Origin of the sequence: Archangium sp. (genome assembly GCF_036389735.1) — a bacterium.
Classification (GTDB): domain Bacteria; phylum Myxococcota; class Myxococcia; order Myxococcales; family Myxococcaceae; genus Archangium.
The window spans coordinates 1-17,000 of sequence record NZ_DASVWK010000102.1 but is presented as its reverse complement, the minus strand read 5'-3'; the positions used below and the strand labels follow the sequence as shown (position 1 = coordinate 17,000).

Here is a 17,000-nt window from a genome sequence, read left to right as displayed (position 1 = left end):
AGAACAGCTGGGTGCTGGCCAGCGAGACGACGGCGTTGGACCTCATCGAGGCGGAGTTCATCCGGGAGATAGAGGCCGGCGAGATGGTGGTCATCGACGAGGGCGGTCTGCACGCCAGCCAGCCCTTCCCGCCCACGAAGCTGGGCCGGTGCATCTTCGAGCACGTGTACTTCGCCAAGCCGGACTCGGTGCTCTTCGGCTTGAGCGTGTACGAGACGCGCAAGGAGCTGGGCCGGCAGCTCGCCAAGGAGCAGCCGACGCCCGGGGCGGACCTGGTCATCGCCGTGCCCGACTCGGGCGTGCCCGCGGCCATCGGCTACGCGCAGGCCAGCGGCATTCCGTACGACGTGGGCCTCATCCGCAGCCACTACGTGGGCCGCACCTTCATCGAGCCCCAGCAGTCCATCCGTCACTTCGGCGTGAAGCTGAAGCTGTCCGCGGTGCGCCAGGTGCTCAAGGGCAAGCGCGTGGTGGTGGTGGACGACTCCATCGTGCGCGGCACCACCAGCCGCAAGATCGTGAAGATGCTCAAGGCCGCCGGAGCGCTGGAGGTGCACCTGCGCATCTCCTCGCCGCCCACGCAGTGGCCCTGCTTCTACGGCATCGACACGCCGAGCCGGCAGGAGCTCATCGCCTCCAGCCACTCCGTGGAGGAGATCGCCCGCTACGTGACGGCGGACTCGCTGGGCTACATCACGCTCGAGGGCCTGGGCAGCGCGGTGGGTGACCGGGAGCGCAACACCTTCTGCACCGCCTGCTTCTCCGGCAAGTACCTCACGGGCCACCTCGGGGTGGCGGCCTCCCCGGCGGAGTCCTCCCCGAAGCTCGCGACGGCTTGAGCCTCGACGCCTTCTCCGGGTGAGTCCGAGCCCCCAGCACCCGGACACGGGACTGGGGGCCTCGGCCGGCTCTACTGGGAGACGCTCGTGCTCTCCTCCGCGCCGAAGCCCAGGTGCGGGAGGGCCTTCATGGCCCGCAGCATGCCGCCAAATACCTCGTCCAGCGTCGTCCGGCCCCGCGCGAACTGCCGGGGGCGCTCGAAGACGGCATGGCCGCGGTTGATGGCCTCGGTCAGCTCCATCACCAGGTGCGCCAGCTCCCCCGAGAAGCCGAGCTCCTCCAGCATGGGCACCATCGCCGCCACGTTGTGTTCCTCCACGTGCACCGGCCGGCCGAGCAGCCGTGCGGCAGTGTCCGCCACCTCGTCCGGGCTGTAGTCCACCGGGCCCGTCAGCTCCACCACGCGCCGGCTGAGCGCGGGCTCGAGCAGCATCCGCGCCGCCACCTCGCCGATGTCCCGCGTCGCCACCATGTGGATGGGACGATCCGACGGCCCGAAGAAGCTCGGCAGCACTCCCGCCTCCACCGCTGGGGGCAAGGCGAAGCTCCAGTTCTCCATGAAGTAGGCCGCGCGGAGGATCGTCATCGGCACGCCGAGCGCCCCCAGGTCCCGCTCCGCGAGGTGGAGCGTCTTCACGAGGCCCGTGCCCTCGGCGTGCTGCGCGCCCATCGAGGAGAGGAGCACGAAGTGAGGCACCCCGCTCGCCTTCACCGCCTGCCGCATCGCATCCACCATGCGCAGACGGTCCTCCATTACACCCGTGCTCGAGGGCGGGGGAGGAGGCAACAGCAGGTAGGCGCCTCGTGCGCCCATCATGGCCAGGGTCAGCGCGGCGGCATCGTGCAGGTCCGCCAGCACCACCTCGGCGCCCCACTGCCGCCAGGCGCTGGCCTTGGACTCGTCACGAAGAACGACGCGGACCCGCTCTCCCCGTTCCAGCAGTGACCGCGCCACCACTGAACCCGTATGCCCTGATGCTCCGGTTATCACGTACATGCGATCCTCCTCGCATTGGCCGGAGCCAGGGCCAACCGGTCCCCTTGCACCAGCACTAATTTGCAACCCCGCTGAGCACCGGATGCGACCGGCGTTGCGCACCGACGAGCGCAGGCTCGACAGCCGCCAGGAGGGGCACCCGAGCAGGCCCGCCCTCGCATACAGTCACCCCATGCCGAAGCCCCTTTCGACCCGTGACGCCCTCCCCCTCGGCCTGTTGCTGATGGCCACCACCGCCTCGGCCGCCGGATCGAAGGACACCGCCTGGGCCGAGCTCCAACCCCGCACCGCCCGGGCCCCCGTGGCGCAGCCGGCACCGGCCCAGCCGGCGCCCTGCCAGCCGGAGAACTTCATCCCGGGCGAGACGCCCACCCAACCCGTCGACACTGGCGGCACGCCCGCGCGGCTCCACGAGCTGCCCACCGGCGAGCAGATGAACATCAACGGCTGGGAACAGGAGAACGCACGGGTCCGCACCCTGCCCGCCCCGTTCGTGCTCACCTACTACCAGTTCGGCTGCGCGAGTGACTTCTCGTACGTGCTCGAGGTCTCACGCGCCGGCAAGCGCCATGCGCTCTACCAGCACGTGCTCGGCTTCGACGTGCACCCGGCGAAGCCCGTCCTCTTCCTCGCCCAGAACGAGCGCAAGAACGACCGCTACCAGCGCTTCGTGGGCCTCGTGAACCTCGACGGCAAGCGCAAGCTGGCGCTGCCGCGGCTGCCGTGCGTGTCGGGCACCAACGCGCGCTTCTCCGGGGACCGCCTCATCACCTACGGCGACGCCCGCGCGGGCAGCGAGGGGAAGACGGACGTCTGCGTGTGGAGCCTCGACGGCAAGCTGAAGGCCCGGCTCGCCGCGGATCTCGACTGGACGGCCGGCGCCGGGGACATGCTGCTCGACCAGGTGGGCGTGCTGCCACGAGAGCCGGACACCTTCTACGCCCTCCACTACGACCGTTTCGGTGACCCCTCGCACTGCGAGCTCCGGCTCCAGAGTCTCACGCGCGCCAAGGTGTCGCGCCGGGTGGACCTCGGCGTCTCCGAGTCGCCGGAGGCCTGCCAGCAGCAGGAAGCGAAGCTCGGTACCGTGCGCCTCAAGGGGCGATGACGAAATCCTCCCGTCGGAGCCGGTAGTAGTCGCCAGCGGACGACATGCCCAGCCGCTCCATCACCCGCACGGACGCGGTGTTGTCGCGGTCCGCCCCGGCGAGGATCTCCTCCAGCCCCGCCTCCTCGAAACCGAAGCGGAGCACGGCCCGGGCGGCCTCGGTGGCGAGGCCCCGGCCCCAGAAGTTCTGGTAGAGGCCGTAGAGGAGCTCCACCGCCTCGCCGCCAGGGATGCGCCGCAGCCCGGAGAAGCCGATGAGCACCCCCGGCCACTGCGCGAGGGCGAGCATGAACCCGCCATAGCCCCGCTCGCGGAAGTCGCGCTCGCTGAGGGCGAGCTGCTCCCGCACCTCCTCGCGCGACACGAGCCGGTCATCCCAGAGGTAGCGGCGGACATGCGGGTCGTTCCAGAAGCCGAAGAGCGCGTCCTCGTCCTCCGGGATGAAGGGACGGAGCAGCAGGCGTTGGGTCCTCAGCACCAGCATGGGCACTCCCTCCTTCCCAGCGGAAGAGTGGGGCCCGCGCTTTTGTGACGAGGCTCAAAGCGTTTCCGCCCCGAGCGCCCGCATCACCACGCGCTCCTGCCGGAAACGACGCTCCAGCTCCGAGCGGTAGCCGCTCCACCACGCGCGGTCGAGCGGGTCCACCATGACCTCGAAGAGGGCCATCTCGTCCCGCACCGTCTCGCCCTCCTCCTTCCAGGCGCCCAGGGCCGGGGACTGAAGGAAGGCGGTGACACCGCCGAAACGATCGGTGAGCTCGGTGCGGACCTTGTCGAAGTCCGCCCGGGCGAAAGGGCGCCGCTCGTTGTCGCGCAGCGGCAACAGGAATTGGACGATGTGCATGCCCTAGCAGGCATCCGTCGCCAGGCCAATGACCTTGCCCAGCCGGTGCCCGTCCTTGCTCTTCACATGCAAGATGGGAATCGCGGCATCCCCTCGCAGGAGACCCTTGCTCGCTCCCTTACCGGACGGGGAGGAGGGCCTCCGCGCGCCGCAGGTCCCTCTCCAGCTCGGCCAGCCGAGCGGCGCGCTGGGCCTCGGAGCCAAACGGCACCCGCGCCAGCTCCTCCCGGGTGGCGAGAGCGACGCGCCCCACCCCATCCCGAGCGATGACGCCCACCGAGAAGGCCTCCACGGCGGCGCCCACGTACGTGTCGAAGAAGAAGACGCGCTTGTCGCGCCACGACAGACGAACGGGCTCGGGGGTATCGACCACGTCGTGGATGAACACGGCGCGCACCTGCTCCGGCCAGGAGGAGAGGAGCTGCTCGCCGAAGACCACGTCGCCCTGACCGCTGTCGCCGGTGAAGACGAAGCCGTACTCGGGATAGAGCTGGATGTAGCGGCTGAAGTTCTCGAACTTCATGGCGGCGATGCGCGCGTTGCCAAGCAGGTGCGTGAATGCGCCGGAGAGCATCACCGCCGAGGACACCCCATGCTCGCGCAGGGTGGCGAGCGTGCGGTCCTCGATGAGCCCGAGCGGATCCTGGGGCCGAGCGCTGATGAAGGTGAGATCTCCCTCGCGCCCGGGGATGAGCCCCGGCCCTCTATCCAACTCCCGGTAGAACTGGAGCACCCCCGGGTAGATGGTCTTCCGCGGGTAGCGGGTGTCCTTCCAGTTGGCGAGGAAGGTGTCGTCGATGTCGCTCAGCACCTTGTTCTCGCCGCTGGGCGCGAGCTCCGCCTCACGGTGGATGTGCGTGAGGATGTCCTGCCGGATGAGCGCGTCGTCGATGTCGTGGAAGACGAGCTGCTGGAGGTCGTGGGAGTTGCCACGGCCGTCGAGCAGGTTCTTGAACTCCGTCAGCTCACGACCGGGCAGGCCGAGGAACAGGGCCCGCAGCATGCGCTCGGCGAGGGCCTCGGTCTTCCCCTTCTGGAGCGCGGTGACGAGGGAGGCACGCACCGGAAGTCCCAGCTCGCGCGCCCGCTTCACGCACAACGACTCCAGCAGCTCGGTGCGGTGGTCCGGGCCGACGACGCGATCGTCCACGTCGCGGAGCAACGCCTCCAGGTCCACGTTGAGCAGCAGGTGGTTGAGCTCGGCGGCGGTCGTCTCACCCAACAGGTCGAGGATGCGCCGCTCCTCGTGCCGGTTGGTGTGCCCGGTCATCAGGGAGCGGAGCTGCTGGAGCTTCTGGAGCGCGTTGCTCATGGGGCGTCCGGATCGGAGGGAGGCGCCAGGGCCACGGGCCGGCCGGCGATGAAGTCCTGGAGGTCCTCGGGCAGGGGCGACTCGAAGGAGACGCTCCGCCCGGTACCCGGGTGGGGAAAGGAGATGTGCGCGGCGTGGAGGGCGTGGCGTGGCAGGCGCAGGCGCACCCAGGCCTCGGGCTCCAGGCAGCGCTTGCTGAAGCGGTCGAAGTAGCCGGGGTCCGGGCCGTACATCTTGTCGCCCACCAGCGGGAAGCCGGCCTCGCGCAGGTGGATGCGGATTTGATGCTGGCGTCCCGTCTCGGGCAAGCAGCGCAGCAGGGCGAAGGGCGCGCCGTCACGGGAGAAGCGCTGGAGCACCTGGAAGCGGGTACGGCTCTCCTTGCCCGCCACGGGGTCGATGCGCACGGCGATGCGGATGAGCTCGGTGCCCTCGGCGATGGGCGCGTCCACGTGGAAGGAGTCCTCGGGCGGGTGGCCCTCGCACAGGGCGAGGTACTCCTTGTGGACATCGCGGGAGACGAAGAGCCGGCCGAGGACGCGGCAGGATTCGGTGGTGCGCCCGCAGACGACGACGCCGCTCGTCTCCCGGTCGAGGCGGTGGGCGGGCTCGGCGAAGGCCTCTCCGAAGCGTTCGCGCAGCAGGGAGACGAGGGTGCCCTTGTGATAGCGGGCGGTGGGGTGGATGGGGAGGCCGGCGGGTTTGTCGAGGATGAGCAGCCAGTCATCCTGGAAGAGAACGGGGAGCGCGGTGGGCGTCTCCGGCTCCTGGCTGGCGGGGCGGCGGATGCGGAAGGTGAGGCCGGGGTACACGGGCGTGGAGGGCTTGAGCCGACGCTCCTCGCACAGCACACCGCGTTGGATGATGCCGTGGAGCCGCTCGCGCGAGAGGCGGCGGATCTTCTCGGCGAGGTAGCGATCCAACCGCCAGCCGGCGTAGTTCGGCTCGACGACGAACGGGAGGTCGACGTAGCCCTCGGGGGCCTCGCCGAAGGAGGAGGGGGGGTCTTGATTCCGCGCGCGCATGCGACCGTCCCCGCTTAACACAGCGGGCCGCTCGCTTCCTCCCCAGGGTTCGCACGCCGCTCCTGGGAGAGGGGCAAGGAGATCTCGAACGTGGCCCCCTCCCCGGGAGTGCTCCGCGTGGTGATGCTCCCGCCCAGCGCCTCGACGATCTGCCGGACGATGTACAGGCCCAGGCCCAGTCCACCGTAGTGCCGCTCGGACACGGCCCGCTCGAACTTGTCGAAGATGCGTGAGAGGTGCTCGGGATGGATGCCGATGCCCTCGTCGCGCACCGTCAGCGTCGCACGTCCCTCGTGGGACTCGACGCGCAGGTGGATGGGCTTGCCCGGGCCGTACTTCAGGGCGTTGGACAGGAGGTTCGTCAGCACCTGGTCCAGCCGCATCCGGTCCCACTTCCCCACCACCGGACCCGGTGCATGGACCTCCACCGGGCAGCTCGCCTTGAGTGCCTGTCCCTCGAACCGGGTGACGACCTCGCGGACCAGCGCGGTCAGGTCCAGCTCTTCCAGGTCGAGCGCGAGCGGCCCATCGCTGATGCGCGAGACGTCCAGGAGCGCATGGACCAGGGTGCCCAATCGGCGCACCTGGCTCTCGGCCATTTGAAGGTGGCGGATCACCCGGTCCGCGGGGAGGGAGGACTGGGGTGCTGCCTCGGCCTCGCGGCGCAGGGCCTGGAGCTTCATCTGCAAGGGTGTGAGCGGCGTCTTCAGCTCGTGAGAGGCCACCGAGAGGAACTCGTCGCGCAGGCGGATGGCCTCTTGCGCTCGTTCGTAGAGCAGGGAGTTGTCGAGCGCCAGGGCGGCACGCCGCGCCAGCTCCTCGGCGAGGTGCAGGTCGTCCTCGCCGTAGCGGCGGCCCGACTCCATAGAGGCGAACGAGAGGGCCCCGATGCACCTGCCGCGCGCGAGGAGCGGCACCACGAGGAAGCTCCTGAGGCCCAGCCGCTTGAAGGCGCGCAGCCGCTCGGCATCCCCCTTCGCGTCCTGCATGAAGAGGGCCTCCGGGATGTCGTTCATCAGCTCGGGCTTGCCGGAGCGAATCGCCCGCATCACGCCGTGAGGCGTCTCGGGCCGACGCGGGAAACGGCGGCGCAGCTCGCGCGCAAGGGCCTCCTGGGCCGGGTCGCGGTGCGCCACGGCGACCAACGCCAGAGAGCCGTCGTCCGCCAACGTCTCCACCGCGCACAGATCGGCGAGCATGGGCACGGCCAGCCGGGTCAGGCGGGAGAACGTCTCCTTCATGTCCAGGGAGCTCACCAGCAGGGTGCTCGCCTCGGAGAGGAAGCGCAGCTGGCGCTCCTGCCGCTTACGGACGGAGACGTCGCGCGTCACCTTGACGAAGCCAGTCACCCTGCCCCGCTCGTCGTGGATGGGCCGCAGCACCACGTCGGCCTCGAAGGGAATGCCCCCCTTGCGCAGGCGCACGGCCTCGCCCTGGAAGATGCCCTCGGTCGCGGCCTGCCGCAGCTCGCTCGCGGGCTCGTCCCGCTGGCGCTGCTCGGGCGTGAAGAGGATGGAGAAATGCTGACCGATGAACTCGCTGGCCGTGTAGCCCTTCACGCGCTCGACGCCCGGGTTCCACGTGAGGAGGATGCCCTCGGGACTCACCCGGAAGATGGCGTAGTCCTTGATGCTGTCGAGCAGCAAGCCCTCGTGGTGCTCCGCCGCGCGCAGGGCGGCCGACACCCGGCGGCTCTCGCGCCGTCGCTCCGCCTCGCGCAGCTCGCGCTCCACCGCCACGGGGAGCCGCGTGAGGTTGTCCTTGCGGAAGAAGTCCTGCGCGCCCGCCTTCATGGACTCGACGGCCACGTCCTCGCCCACGCGGCCGGAGACGATGATGAAGGGCACGTCCAGCCCCTCGGCCTTCAAGAGTTCCAGCGCCTCGGGGCCGGAGAAGCGGGGCATCTTGAAGTCGGCGAGGATGATGTCCCAGGGGCGCCGATGGAGGGCCTCTCGCATCTCCTCCGGCGTGGCCACCCGCTCGAAGGAGGGCACGAAGCCGCCCCTGCGCAGGGTCAGCATGATGAGCTCGGTATCATCCGCGGAGTCCTCCACCGACAGGACGCGCAGGGGACGTCCACTCACACGAAACCTCCCTCGGGAGCGAGTGGCTCGAGCGAGAAGAAGAAGGCGGCGCCCTGGCCCGGTACGCTCTCGGCCCAGATCTGCCCGCCATGGCGGTGGACCACTCGCTGCACGGTGGCCAGACCGATGCCGGTGCCTGGGAAGTCCCTCGCCTCGTGGAGCCGCTGAAAGGGTCCGAACAGCTTGTCCGCGTACTTCATGTCGAAGCCCACCCCGTTGTCCCGCACACAGTAGAGGGTCCGCCCCTCCCGCGGGGTCGCGCTCAGCTCGATGCGGGGCCGCTCCACCCGCTGGGTGAACTTCCAGGCGTTGCCCAGGAGGTTCTCCAGCAGGACGCGCACCAACCGGGGGTCCGCGTCGAGCCGGAGGTCGGGTTGTATCCGCACCTCCACGCCGCGCTCGGGCCCCCGGGCGGCCAGCTCCGCCACCACCGCATGCGCCAGTGCCGTGAGGTCCACCGGCTCGCGCCGGAGCTCCAGGCGCGACAGGCGCGAGAGCCTGAGAAGATCGTCGATGAGCTGCCCCATGCGCGCGCTCGCCCGCCGCACACGCGCCAGATAGCCCCGGGCGGCCGGCGACAGGGTGCTCTCCTCATCCTCCTCCACCGCCTCGCAGAAGCCGTCGATGCCCCTCAGAGGTGCCCGTAGATCATGCGAGACGGAGTAGGAGAAGGACTCCAGCTCGCGGTTGGTCTCCGCGAGCTGCGCGGTGCGCTCCCGCACGCGCTGGTCCAGCTCGGAGGCGAGCAGCCGGTAGCGCTGCTCACTCTCGCGCAGGGCCTGCTCTGTCGCGCGTCGGACCGTCACGTCCCGCGTCACCTTGGCGAAGCCGCGCAACGAGCCCGCCGCGTCCCACAGGGGCGTGATGACGACATTCGCCCAGAAGCGCGTCCCGTCCTTGCGCACGCGGTAGCCCTCCTCCTCGTATCGCCCCATCTCGACCGCCGTCCTCAGCTCCCGCATGGGCTTGTCGCTCGGGAGTTCCTCCGGCGGGTAGAACCGGCTGAAGTGCTGCCCGATGATCTCCTCGGCCTTCCAGCCATTGAGCCGCTCCGCCCCCGTGTTCCACGAGGTGATGCGGCCCTCGGGGTCCAGCGCGAAGAGGGCGTAGTCCCTCACACCCTCGACCAGGAGCCGGAACCGCTCCTCGCTCTCGCGCAGCGCCTCCTCGGCCGCGCGGCGCGTGGAGACATCGCGGAAGAAGACGGACAGCCCGTTCCGGGTGGGGAACGCGCGAACCTCCAGCCACGCCTGGAGGGGCGCATAGAACTCCACGAACTGCGTGGGCCGCCCCATGTCCATGGCTCGTTGGTACTCCTGCTGGAACGAGGAGCCCACGACCTCCGGGAACTCCGCCCAGAGACTCCTGCCCATCAGCGCCTCTCTCTTGCGGCCGAGCACCCGCTCGGCCGGCGGGTTGAGATAGGTGAAGTGGAACCGACGATCGACCGAGAAGAAGGCATCACTGGTGCTCTCCAGGAGCTCGGCGGTGCGCTCATGGGCATTTCGCAGCTCCTGGTCCATCCGCTCCCGCTCCGCGAGCCGCGTCCTCGTGCGCATCAGGCTCTGGCGCAGGGAGGACCCCACCCCGCTCATCAACGCGGAGACTCCCAGGAAGATGACGAGCCGCAGAACGTCGCGGGTGTCCTGGACGTGGAAGCTGCCGATGGGGGGAAAGAAGAAGAAGCAGAAGCCCCCTCCAGCCAACAACGTGGCCAGCAGACCCGCGCCCAACCCGCAGTACAGGGCGCTCAAGGCCACGGCCGCCAGGGCGAACAGGAAGAAGGGGCCTCCGAGCAGCGGCGCGAGCAGTCCGGTCAGGAGCAGGCCGACCATCGTGGCCCCCACCGAGACCATGAACCCGAAGAGGCCTGGCAACTGCGGCGGCGCACCCGACCTCGACAGCCGCTGCATATTTCCCAGCCTCATGAGACTCCCGCGCCCTCGGGAAGATGGCGCCTGGGAAGCGGCGTGAACACGGGGCGAGCAGGCGCACGGCCCGATGTCCGCACGGCCGCCGCCCGGCGCGAACCGTCCCCTGACTACCAGCGATCGTCGGTGAACAGACAGTCGATGAGCCGTGCCTCACCCAGAAGCCTGTGACGGCACTGGATGTCGGGAACCGGAGTGAAGAGCGTTTCGGGAGGCAAGGGCCGCACGCCCAGCTCCGCTCTCACCAGCGCCCCCAGCCTGTCTGCGAAGGGCTTCGTCTCCGGCACGTCCTCGTAGAAGAGCGTCGGTTCCTCCCCCTTGCCCCCCATATGCCGGCGGAAGGAACTGTAGAGCACGTACACCGGAGCCAGAATGCTGACGAGGACCACGATGGCCCGGAACTCGCGGCCTCCGCCCTCAAGTTGCAGCTCGGGCAGGTACACCCGGACACGCCAGCAGTTGTCATTGGAGAAGAGAACGCTCCAATCCTCCACCTTGCAGTCCGGAAGGGCCTCCCGGAGCTGGGACAGCAGGTGTTTCCACGGCCCGGAGTTTTTCACGGCATCCTGCCGAGCCCATATCAGCCGCTGGTACTGCGCTGACTCATCGTAGCCCTTCTCGGTGGAGAGGAGATTGGCCGGGTAATACTGGTGAACCAGTTCGACAAGTCGTGGCGTGGAAAGCTCGAAGGACATCCACATCGCTCCTATCCCGAGGCCGAGGAAGCCCTCCGGCACTACGGAAACGTCACGCCCGAGAGGGTGACCGTCCGTGTCCCGCTCTCGTCCCAGAGCTGGAGGAGGTAGGGGCCGTGAGCCTCGCCCACCGTCAACTCCACCAGCACGCGGCGCACCTCTCCAGGCGCAATCGGCTCCGGCGCCCACATGTCCGCCGCCCACCGCCTGCCCTGCCCCACCAGTTCCGCGTGCGCGGGTGTCCAGGGCTGGGTGCCTTTGTTCCGTAACACCAACTCCACCGCCAGCCGCACCACGCGCGCCCCGTCCACTCCACCCGTCGCGCGGTAGCTCACGGCCTGCTCCACGCGAAAGGCTTCTCCGGCGCGAAGGGTAACGTCCTTGGTGATGCCCATGGAGGGGATACCCTCCCTCCCCATCTGCTCCGAGGCGAGCAGGCCCATGAGGCCCCGGGGTGCGTCACGCCGCGCGCGGTCTTGCCTCAACTCCGTCTGGCATTGTTGCAACCGCGTCTGGGCTTCCTCCGCTTCCCGCCGGTACGAGTCACCAGGGCGTGGCAGGCGGTACACCTCCACCTGCGGCTCGGCCCGGGGGGAGACCACCAGCACGAAGTCCACGCTCGTGGGCGGCGCCCCATCCGTGAAGCGCACCGTCAACTCCAACCGTCTGCCCAACGGCAGCTCGCCTGAAGGCAGAAGGGTGAGCAGGAGCCCATCCTCCGACAACGAGACCTGCCGGAAGTGTCCACGCTCCTGGACCACGACCCCCTCACGCTGCACGGGCGTGTCGAATACGAACAAGGTACCGAGTCCCGGACCAATGCGAACCTCACGCACCTCGCGGGGAGCGTCCGCTGTCACCGAGAAACGGGGCACCCCCGTCAGTTCCCCGGGAGCAGTGGTGGGTTGCGCCAGCGCCGGGGCACTCGACTGGAGGATGAGGAGCAGGGCCACGGACGGAGAGCGGGCAAACATCAGGACGAGACCTCCAGAGTCGACCTACTCGAAGCGTCTCACCGCGCGCAGTTCCACCGTGGACCAGATCCTCGCCGTGTCCGACCCGCTGCCAGGCTCCATCAGCGCACCGCGTTCGTTGTCCTCCTCAACCTCGTAGAGGTCGAAGCAGACGGTATGGGTCTGTCCGTCCTGCGTATGGGCCTGGGTGAAGCGGCCGTAGACACGGCCTTGCCCGAAGAGAAGTTCCCCGGTGAAGCGCACGGGCCCATCCATCTTCACCCAATCGCGGCTCAACTCGACCGTGACCGGACCCGGGCGCACGGTGATGGGCATCGCGCCTTCCGTATGGAAGGCGAATATCTCGCGGGCCCCGATGCCCAGCCCCAGTGCGCGCATCGACTCCTCGGAGCCGGCGGGGCAATCGGCGGGGGGAGGCAGGCGCGGAAGCGTGGGCCGCAACTGGGCCTCGGGACTGGCGCAGGCGACCTGCCCCACCGCATAGGCCGTGGCGCACGCACGGGCCACGGAGTCGAGCACCGTGCCCTGCTTGTCCTGCTGCTTCGGAGAGAAAGTGGCCTGCTTGGGAGTCTTCACGCGCGTGCTGTCCTTCCGGGGCGTCGCGCTGGCGACGGGCGCGGGTGTTGCCGCCCCGTGGGTTGCCGCGCCTCCATCACCATCCGGCGGCTTCCCTGGCCGCGCCACTTCCTGGCCGGTTCCCGTGACCTCGGGCATGGTGGGAACGGAAACCACCTCGCGAGTCACCCTCGGTGCCTCGGGCTCGGGACGGGAGGGGACGAGGAGCGCCACCCACGCCCCCAGCAGACCCAGCCCCAGGACGAAGCCCCACGCCCCCACACGGCGAAGGCGGCCCCGCGCTCGCGACGGTGTGGACGCGGGCTCCGCTTCCGCCTCCCGTGAGCCCGACTGCGTGGACGCCGCCGCGAGGGACAGGGGCCGCCCGCGCCGGGGGTAACGCCGCGCGTACGCCACCAGCCGCCGTGCCCGCTCCCGCCACTCCCCCAGGCCCAACAGCACCTCCTGTGGGGTGGAGGCATCGCCCGGGCTCCACGTCTCGCACAGTGCCACGTCCCACGAGCCGTCCGCCTCCGCCAGTACCGCCTCCAGCTCCGCGCCCACGGCCTCGGCGTCCTGGAAGCGGGCCTCGGGAGACTTCTCCAGCATGCGCAGGCACAGCTCGCTCAACACCCGGGGCACGCGCGGGTTGTGCGCGTGGGGTGGCTGGGGCTCGCGGCGCAGGATGATGTTGGCCAGGGCGCCCGCGTCCGCTTCCGGCTCCTCCACGTCGAAGGGATGGCTTCCCGTCAGCAGCCAGTAGAGGAGCACGCCCAGCGCCCACAGATCGTCCGAGGCGCGCGCCTGATAACGCTCCGACCCCGCGTACTCGCGCCGGAAGCGCAGCATCTCGGGACTGCGGTAGAGCGGGGTGCCCGGCATCGCCAGGGGATGGGTGATGTCGAGCGCCCCCGGGTACGTGCCCAGGCCGAAGTCCACCAGCACCGCTCGCCCGTCCTCGCGCCGCACCAGCACGTTGGCGGCCTTGACGTCCCGGTGCACGACGTTGGCCCGGTGCACCGGCATCAGCTGCCGCGCCACCTCCCGCACCACGCGCACCACCTCCCATGCCGTGGGGTTGCGCACCCGGGCCCACACATCCAGCGGGCGCCCGCGCACGTACGGCATGGCGATGAAGAGGAAGCGTGGCGTCCTGGCGGGCCACCGGCCACAGCCCTCCAGCCGTACCTCGCCCACACGCCGCAACCGCAACCACACCTCCAGCTCACGCCAGGCGCGTTCCTCCATTTCCAGGGAGAGGAACTTGATGGCGTACAACCGGCCGCCGCGCCGGGCCCGGAACACCGTCCCCTGGCCTCCCTCTCCCAGCCGCGCCTCCAGCCGGTAGCCGCCCACCACTTGTCCCACTCGCGGCGTCGTCAGGTCCCACGTCTCCCGTCGGCGCGGCCTCCGCCCCCCCGCCACATGCCGCCCCCCCGCCGCACGCCTCTCGCCTGCCCGCTCCATGCACATGACCTCCGAAGTGGGTCAGTGTAACAAAACCCCGGAAGCGCCACCGCGCGGGAATTCTCTCTTCCGGCTGTAGGCCAGGGCGCGAAGCGCTTGCTGCTGGTCGCCCCGATGTGGCCTCGTGCCCCGCGCGCGGGTCCATGCGCGGGAGGTTTCATATGCGACGACTCTTGGCGGTGCTGGCGGCCCTGACCCTGGTGGGATGCGGCAATGACCCAACCCCGGCGGGTCGATTCGGTGAAGTGACGAGCGCGGTGGTGGTGATCAACCCGGTCATCAATCAGGGCTCCACCACGTCGCTGACGCCGGGCACCGAGCGCTCGGGGGTGGAGTTCACGGCGGCCGACCTGGAGCCGGTGAAGACGGATTCCACGGGGCTGGCGCTGGTGGAGGAGTTGCCCACGGGGACGGTGAGGTTGGACTTCGACCCCGGCACGTACTCCTTCCAGGTGGTGCAGGAGAAGGAGCTCTATGACGTGGTGCTGACGTACCGGGACGGCACGGTGCAGCCCCTGTTCCCCCCGGTGCGCTACCCCATTGGGGGCACGGTGGTGGAGGTGGAGCCAGGTGGCAACATCGCCCAGGCGGCGGCCAGCGACAATACCATCATCTTGCTGAAGCCGGGCACCTACCCGGGCAACCTCGAGCTGCGCGCGGCGGATGTGCTCATCTTCGGCGCCTGGTCTCCCACGGAGGGGCCGCTGTCGATCATCGACGGCAACGTCACGGTGCTCGGCGGCAACAACCGGATGCGGGGCGTGAAGATCAACGGCCGGCTGACGAGCAACGCCAACACCCTCTCGGTGGCGTTCTCCGACATCGCGAGCGCCACCATCACCGGCAACGGCGTGTCGCTGCTGCGCAACCGCTTCACGGCGGGACAGGCCACGGTGCCCAGCTCCAACGCGGTGCTGGTCGACAACACGGGGATTCCCTGATGCGAGCGCGGACACTGGTACTGCTGGGACTCGCGCTGGTGGCTTCGGGCTGCCGCCTCTACGTGCACGAGGATTGGCCGCGTCGTCCACCCCCTCCCGGGGATTCGTATCCGTATCCTCCGCCGCCGGGGCAGCCGCCTCCGTCTCCGCAGCCGCGCGACGTGCTGCGGGCCAAGGAGATCAAGGCCGAGCGTGTCTACGCACGGATCATCTACGCCAAGGAAGTGAAGGCGCGAGATGGCCGGGTGGGCCGCATCTACACCGGCGAGGGAGGCAAGGGCGGCAAGGGGGGCGGAAAGGGTGACAAGGGTGGCAAGGGCGACTGGGGTGGCGGTGAAGTGCACACCTCGGAGGTCTCCGCGGAGATCATCTACGCCAAGGAGATCAAAGCCGATTGGATCGAAGCGGATGAGATCCACGCCAAGGAAGTGAAGATCGGCCGGTAGCCCGGGCCCAGCGCTTTTCCCAGGCACTCCGCGTGTCACCCACGCGGGGCTCGGGCCTGATAGCCTCCTTCGCCTGCCATGGAAGCAACCGCCGTCACCGACCCCCGTATCGGAACTGTCTTGCAGGAGCGCTACCGCATTCTCCAGCGGCTCGCCGCCGGAGGAATGGGCGTGGTGTATCGCGGCGAGCGCCTGGAGCTCGGCCGCGCGGTGGCCATCAAGTTCCTCCATCCCTGGATGGCGACGGATCCGAGCTTCCAGCGGCGGTTCCAACTCGAAGCGCAGGCGATGAGCCGGCTGTCACACCCGTGCTGCGTCTCGGTCATCGACCATGGCGTTCAGGACGGTGCCCCCTTCATGGTGATGGACTTCGTCACGGGGCAGACCTTGCGCGCGCTGCTGCGCGAGGCGGGGCCCCTGCCCGTGAAGCAGGCGCTGGGCATCGTGCGGCAGGTACTGGCCGGGCTGGCCCACGCCCATGCCCAGGGCATCGTCCATCGGGACATCAAGCCGGACAACATCCTCCTGACGGAGGCCATCGGGCTGGGCGATCAGGTCCGAATCCTGGACTTCGGGCTGGCCAAGCTGCGTGACACGGTGACGGGGCTGACCACGGGTCTGGCCGTGGGCACGCCCAGCTACATGGCCCCGGAGCAGATCCGCGCCGGGGAGATCGATGCCCGGACGGACGTCTACTCCGTCGGCGTGCTCCTCTTCGAGCTGCTCACCGCGGCCAAACCCTTCGAAGGCGAGCGGGTCGCCGAGGTGATGCGCAAGCACCAGGAGGACACCGCACCGACCCTGGGCAGCCTGCGCGCCGGAGCGGGGTTCTCCCAGCAACTGGAGGCGGTGGTCCGCAAGGCCATGGCGAAGCAGCCCGCGGACCGCTTCCACTCGGCCGCGGACTTCGCCGCCGCGCTCGAGGTGCTCCCGGATGCGAGCGTCCCCAGCGAGCTGCCCACGGTGCAGGTGCATGCGCCCACCCCTTCCGCTCCCACACCCTCGACGGTGTCCGAGCGGCAGTGGGTGCCCGCTCGGGACAAGCGGCCCATGGTGGCGGTGGGTGCCTTGGGAGTGGTCCTCGTCGGCCTCGGCGCGGCGCTGCTCTGGCCGACGGAGCAGGCCGCGGTGCCCACCACGACCCCGCCCCCTTCGGCCGCGAAGAGCGCCCCCGCACCGAAGCAGCAGCCCTCGGCCCCCAGCGAGAAGACGAAGGTCCTCGCCGAGCAGAAGGCCGTTGCGCCGGAGAAGCTCCCCGGCATCGAGCGGATCGAAGGCTGGATGAAGGAGGGGGAGCGTCGGAGGGATCAGGCACTCCGCGAGCTCGCGAGTCTGCGCGCGAAGTACCCCACGAGTGCCTATGCTCCCTATCTGGAGGGGCACGTCAACTTCGACAACCTGCGCTGGGTGGATGGCCTCGCGTCGTATGGCGCGGCCCTGCGCAACAACCCCGCCTATCGCTCGGATCCGACGCTCATCCGCAACGTCGTCCACTGCCTGGTGAGCGATCGCTTCCACAAGCAGTGCGCGGACTTCCTCGTGCGCGAAGTGGGAGCCTCCGCGGCGCCCTTCCTCGAGGAGGCGGCGCGCACGGACTCCTACGCCAATGTCCGCGCCCGAGCGGCCAGCCTCCTTCCGAAGGTGACCGCCCGGCGCTGACGGAGCGTGGCTGAAGTCGAGCGTTACACGGCCGCGAGCCGGGACGTCTCCCCCACCCCGAGGAACTCCTCGTACAGGCGGGCGATGCGCTCTCCGGTGCGCCCGTCCCAGAACTCGGGGAC

15 protein-coding genes are annotated in these 17,000 nt (G+C 69.6%); 5 read left to right on the top strand and 10 right to left on the bottom strand.

All coding sequences use genetic code 11. The annotated features are described in order from the left end of the window. On the top strand, window positions 1-839 hold an 839-nt coding region (locus VF794_RS04015), incomplete at its 5' end, for an amidophosphoribosyltransferase (RefSeq protein WP_331107849.1). 71 nt (window positions 840-910) lie between these two features. Here VF794_RS04015 and VF794_RS04010 read toward each other — a convergent pair. Continuing rightward, the gene (locus VF794_RS04010) at window positions 911-1,837 is read right to left on the bottom strand and encodes an NmrA family NAD(P)-binding protein (protein WP_331107848.1); all 927 of its coding nucleotides are present in this window, start codon (window positions 1,835-1,837) and stop codon (window positions 911-913) included. A gap of 172 nt (window positions 1,838-2,009) precedes the next feature. Here VF794_RS04010 and VF794_RS04005 point away from each other — a divergent pair, with 172 nt between their 5' ends. Continuing rightward, window positions 2,010-2,945 carry a hypothetical protein gene (locus tag VF794_RS04005; RefSeq protein ID WP_331107847.1) on the top strand — a complete coding sequence of 312 codons (936 nt, stop codon included), beginning with the start codon at window positions 2,010-2,012 and terminating at the stop codon, window positions 2,943-2,945. Here VF794_RS04005 and VF794_RS04000 read toward each other — a convergent pair. The 9 genes from VF794_RS04000 to VF794_RS03960 form a co-directional block, all read right to left on the bottom strand. Beyond that, window positions 2,932-3,429, bottom strand: a complete 498-nt coding sequence (locus tag VF794_RS04000; RefSeq protein WP_331107846.1) for a GNAT family N-acetyltransferase — start codon at window positions 3,427-3,429, stop codon at window positions 2,932-2,934. The genes VF794_RS04005 and VF794_RS04000 overlap by 14 nt on opposite strands. 54 nt (window positions 3,430-3,483) lie before the next feature. After that, window positions 3,484-3,789: a hypothetical protein gene (locus tag VF794_RS03995; RefSeq protein WP_331107845.1), complete on the bottom strand. Its 306-nt coding sequence runs from the start codon at window positions 3,787-3,789 to the stop codon at window positions 3,484-3,486. Window positions 3,790-3,907: 118 nt separating this feature from the next. Next, entirely contained in the window at window positions 3,908-5,101 is a 1,194-nt protein-coding gene (locus VF794_RS03990) for a phosphatase domain-containing protein (RefSeq protein WP_331107844.1), read from the bottom strand. Then, window positions 5,098-6,126, bottom strand: a complete 1,029-nt coding sequence (locus tag VF794_RS03985; protein ID WP_331107843.1) for an RluA family pseudouridine synthase — start codon at window positions 6,124-6,126, stop codon at window positions 5,098-5,100. Before VF794_RS03985 ends, VF794_RS03990 begins: the two co-directional genes overlap by 4 nt. Window positions 6,127-6,140: 14 nt before the next feature. After that, window positions 6,141-8,210 carry an ATP-binding protein gene (locus VF794_RS03980; protein ID WP_331107842.1) on the bottom strand — a complete coding sequence of 690 codons (2,070 nt, stop codon included), beginning with the start codon at window positions 8,208-8,210 and terminating at the stop codon, window positions 6,141-6,143. Continuing rightward, window positions 8,207-10,138: a PAS domain S-box protein gene (locus tag VF794_RS03975; protein WP_331107841.1), complete on the bottom strand. Its 1,932-nt coding sequence runs from the start codon at window positions 10,136-10,138 to the stop codon at window positions 8,207-8,209. The genes VF794_RS03980 and VF794_RS03975 overlap by 4 nt, the downstream gene beginning before the upstream one ends. Before the next feature lie 113 nt (window positions 10,139-10,251). Further along, window positions 10,252-10,878 carry a hypothetical protein gene (locus VF794_RS03970; RefSeq protein ID WP_331107840.1) on the bottom strand — a complete coding sequence of 209 codons (627 nt, stop codon included), beginning with the start codon at window positions 10,876-10,878 and terminating at the stop codon, window positions 10,252-10,254. Continuing rightward, on the bottom strand, window positions 10,878-11,810 hold the full coding sequence (locus VF794_RS03965; protein ID WP_331107839.1) for a DUF2381 family protein: 933 nt from the start codon (window positions 11,808-11,810) through the stop codon (window positions 10,878-10,880). The genes VF794_RS03970 and VF794_RS03965 overlap by 1 nt, the downstream gene beginning before the upstream one ends. Before the next feature lie 24 nt (window positions 11,811-11,834). Then, window positions 11,835-13,733: a serine/threonine-protein kinase gene (locus VF794_RS03960; protein ID WP_331107838.1), complete on the bottom strand. Its 1,899-nt coding sequence runs from the start codon at window positions 13,731-13,733 to the stop codon at window positions 11,835-11,837. Between the two features lie 260 nt (window positions 13,734-13,993). Between VF794_RS03960 and VF794_RS03955 the strand changes: the two genes are divergently transcribed. From VF794_RS03955 to VF794_RS03945, 3 genes are all read left to right on the top strand, one after another. Next, complete coding sequence (locus VF794_RS03955; protein ID WP_331107837.1) at window positions 13,994-14,773, top strand: hypothetical protein; 780 nt, start codon at window positions 13,994-13,996, stop codon at window positions 14,771-14,773. After that, window positions 14,773-15,219 carry a hypothetical protein gene (locus VF794_RS03950; RefSeq protein WP_331107836.1) on the top strand — a complete coding sequence of 149 codons (447 nt, stop codon included), beginning with the start codon at window positions 14,773-14,775 and terminating at the stop codon, window positions 15,217-15,219. Before VF794_RS03955 ends, VF794_RS03950 begins: the two co-directional genes overlap by 1 nt. A 120-nt stretch (window positions 15,220-15,339) precedes the next feature. Further along, window positions 15,340-16,878, top strand: coding sequence for a serine/threonine-protein kinase (locus VF794_RS03945; RefSeq protein WP_331107835.1), 1,539 nt, complete (start codon window positions 15,340-15,342; stop codon window positions 16,876-16,878). Window positions 16,879-17,000 lie beyond the last annotated feature (122 nt).

Excerpts from the sequence above, each read along its gene's own strand:
- VF794_RS03965 (WP_331107839.1), bottom strand. The coding sequence starts at position 11,810 with ATGTTTGCCCGCTCTCCGTCCGTGGCCCTGCTCCTCATCCTCCAGTCG.
- VF794_RS03950 (WP_331107836.1), top strand. The coding sequence starts at position 14,773 with ATGCGAGCGCGGACACTGGTACTGCTGGGACTCGCGCTGGTGGCTTCG.
- VF794_RS03990 (WP_331107844.1), bottom strand. The coding sequence starts at position 5,101 with ATGAGCAACGCGCTCCAGAAGCTCCAGCAGCTCCGCTCCCTGATGACC.
- VF794_RS03985 (WP_331107843.1), bottom strand. The coding sequence starts at position 6,126 with ATGCGCGCGCGGAATCAAGACCCCCCCTCCTCCTTCGGCGAGGCCCCC.
- VF794_RS04010 (WP_331107848.1), bottom strand. The coding sequence starts at position 1,837 with ATGTACGTGATAACCGGAGCATCAGGGCATACGGGTTCAGTGGTGGCG.
- VF794_RS04000 (WP_331107846.1), bottom strand. The coding sequence starts at position 3,429 with ATGCTGGTGCTGAGGACCCAACGCCTGCTGCTCCGTCCCTTCATCCCG.
- VF794_RS04005 (WP_331107847.1), top strand. The coding sequence starts at position 2,010 with ATGCCGAAGCCCCTTTCGACCCGTGACGCCCTCCCCCTCGGCCTGTTG.
- VF794_RS03995 (WP_331107845.1), bottom strand. The coding sequence starts at position 3,789 with ATGCACATCGTCCAATTCCTGTTGCCGCTGCGCGACAACGAGCGGCGC.
- VF794_RS03975 (WP_331107841.1), bottom strand. The coding sequence starts at position 10,138 with ATGAGGCTGGGAAATATGCAGCGGCTGTCGAGGTCGGGTGCGCCGCCG.
- VF794_RS03955 (WP_331107837.1), top strand. The coding sequence starts at position 13,994 with ATGCGACGACTCTTGGCGGTGCTGGCGGCCCTGACCCTGGTGGGATGC.